Below are 2,741 nucleotides of genomic sequence, written 5' to 3'. Positions count from 1 at the left end.
AGGGCTCTTGTATTTGGCAATTCCTCCACGGCCACTTCGCTTGGCTTCTGTTCTACTGGTTTTGTTTCGTTTGATTGTTCGTCACTCATTTGACAACCGCCTAAAATCAGACTACTGAGAAGTAAGGCTACAATTCCTTTTCGTTTTATGAACATTTGGTGCCTCCTTTTTTTTTCGTTCCATACATACATTGTTCTATTATAGAAAAACTTGGTTAGTTTTTACATTAGGCTTTTTACTTAAAAATGGATTTTTTCAGTCTTTTAGAACTACTTGGTTAAGGGGGGTTACAGTGATTACTTTCTTATTTTTCACATGAAAATAAGCCCATTTACATTGTAAATGAGCTGCTTTGGATATGATTGGTCTACATCTTAACAGTCTTTATCGTTCTATTTAAAGAAATCATCTTAAAACTTCAGTTTGCAAAATGTTTCTAAATGCATTAGGGTCTTCTATAAACGGAGAATGTGCACAGTTGTTAAAAGAGAATAGCTTTTTTGAAGAAGCGTCTAGTTTTTCATAAAATCGTTTGGCTTCTCGATAACTTGTTGAATAGTCATCCACTCCATGTATGATAAAAACAGGCACTTCAATCTTGGGTGCTAATAAAGAGACATCTGATTTTGCGATTGCTTCTGATAAAGCATCGTAGCTTGCAAAAATTCCTTTTGGTATATTCACACGTTCTTTCCAAGAATAATGCCTGCAACTAAACAAATCTTTGAGGCTTTGCCAATTTGAATACCCCACTTTTTTCGTGCCACCACCAAACCTATTCAAGTAGCGACCTAATATCCTTCGATAACCCTTACTTTTGTAGAAATCTTCAGTAAAGGTCACTGAACGTATATCTTTTTCTGCTTTTTTATCTCCCTTTTTTATTGCTGTTTCCAACAAGAACTCATATGTGTCTTTGTTCGATTCAAAGTGTCTTCCCATTTGTCCTATGCCAATGTAAGCATGATAATTCTCAGGGTAACGATGAACCACAATACTCCCTAAAAAAGTCCCCCAGGAGTGTCCACACAAATAAATCTTTTCTTTCTTAAACTTAGTTTTTAAGTATTCAGTAACAATTAATGCATCAGAAATTAATTGACCTAACGTAATGTCACCTTGTGTTGATGCATTATACGACATACCCGTCCCCCTTTGTTCCAAATAGCAAACTGTAAAATCTTCCTCCCACCCCATGCCTGATTGTTTAATAACAGGGTACTGTGGAAACCCTGGACCTCCATGTAAAAATAAAAGTACAGGATTTTCTAAACTCACTGTTTCAATAAACATCCCATTTTGATGCCCGTCAATATCTATAAATTCTTTAAAAAACTGAATGCTTTTTTCTTTACTACTCATAAAGTCCTCCTTTTTTGTTAAATTACTAGCGTTTTTCTCTTGCTAAAACTGCTTACGCATTAATTTTAGGAAGTTTGAGAAAGTGGTCTTTTCTTCTTACTGAGATCGGTTTTTAGTTAGACCTTGACAGGCATATATGATAAAGTACAATGCGTGGTCATTTAATTTAGTTGGTAAGTGAAAGGTATTGAATAAGCTATCAAAGATTATAGTGGAAACGTGGTTAATGATACCTAGATGGTTTAGACTTCTTACACTTCAGGCTATTTACAGCTTATATGATTGTCATCGCTTTACTGAAAGGAATAGAAGTGACGTTTAATATAAAAACTTTACGTCTAAGTGAAGTTTTTATTAGTTTCATAGCCTCATTCATTATATTACGCATATTGATTACCTTCTCAAGAAAGTGAACTTGCAGAAAGAAGTCAGGTAATCAATTTTCATATTTATTCTGTTTATTTTTATTAATAAAGACCAAAATATAGTACTACATCCATCGCTCACACGATGAAACGCTTATCTTTATTTCTCCTTATTGAATTCTACAGATGAAAGTATTTTTTCAACTTTCTCCATGACTTCTTGATTGCTAGGGCGACAGGGACTGATAGACTCTCTACACTCTGTTGTGTAGATAAATTCAATTCCTCCCACATCTCTACTCGTGTCGTATATGTATGCGCCATATCCATAATAACCATTTTCTGATTGAAAAGGAGCTAAATAGAACGTATTACCATTTTTCTCAATATTTTTAAATTCATCTTCAATACCTAAATTTTTCTTAAGAAATTTCTGTGCATATTGAATGCCCGTTTCGTCGTTAGATTGTTTTTGATTAAAGTGCACTTTGATTCTTGCCTGAGTTTTATCTTCATATAACACTCCAGCCATAAAAGCTTCATTTACACCTTGATTGTTAGTATAACTGCCGCTACTAATTTCCCCACCAGCCGGAAACAGCATCTCATATTCACCCGTTTGTGATACAAGCGTATAGTATCCTTTTTCCGTTTCCTGTGCGGATTTCAGCATGCTGCGCGTAAATTCATCTTGAAGGGCTCTTGTATTTGGCAGTTCCTCCACGGCCACTTCGCTCGGCTTCTGTTCTACTGGTCTTGTTTCGTTTGATTGTTCTTCATTCATTTGACACCCTCCTATGACAAGGCTACTGAGAAGTAAGGCTACAATTCCTTTTCGTTTTATGAACATTTGGTGCCTCCTACTTTCTTTCTATGTATACATTCTTCTATTATAGAAAAACTTGGTTAGTTTACATTAGGCTTTTTACTTAAAAATGGATTTTTGTAGGTTTTTGGAACTGTCATCGTTTAATTCTTACAGAGTAAATTTACTTATGTATTCTAACTAATTTT

General features: G+C 34.7%; 2 protein-coding genes. Both read right to left on the bottom strand.

Features of this window, described 5'->3' with window-relative positions; translation table 11 throughout:
- Window positions 1–405: 405 nt before the first annotated feature.
- Window positions 406–1,362: an alpha/beta fold hydrolase gene (locus AS180_RS21120; RefSeq protein ID WP_061786695.1), complete on the bottom strand. Its 957-nt coding sequence runs from the start codon at window positions 1,360–1,362 to the stop codon at window positions 406–408.
- A gap of 525 nt (window positions 1,363–1,887) precedes the next feature.
- Window positions 1,888–2,511, bottom strand: a complete 624-nt coding sequence (locus tag AS180_RS21115) for a hypothetical protein (protein WP_062687460.1) — start codon at window positions 2,509–2,511, stop codon at window positions 1,888–1,890.
- Window positions 2,512–2,741 lie beyond the last annotated feature (230 nt).

This window comes from Priestia veravalensis (genome assembly GCF_001457055.1).
Taxonomy (GTDB): domain Bacteria; phylum Bacillota; class Bacilli; order Bacillales; family Bacillaceae_H; genus Priestia; species Priestia flexa.
Note: the sequence above shows the minus strand (reverse complement) of the source record. Positions and strands in the feature narration are given on the sequence as shown.

Bases quoted from the DNA above. Each gene is read 5' to 3' on its own strand.
- AS180_RS21120 (WP_061786695.1), bottom strand. From the start codon at position 1,362: ATGAGTAGTAAAGAAAAAAGCATTCAGTTTTTTAAAGAATTTATAGAT.
- AS180_RS21115 (WP_062687460.1), bottom strand. From the start codon at position 2,511: ATGAATGAAGAACAATCAAACGAAACAAGACCAGTAGAACAGAAGCCG.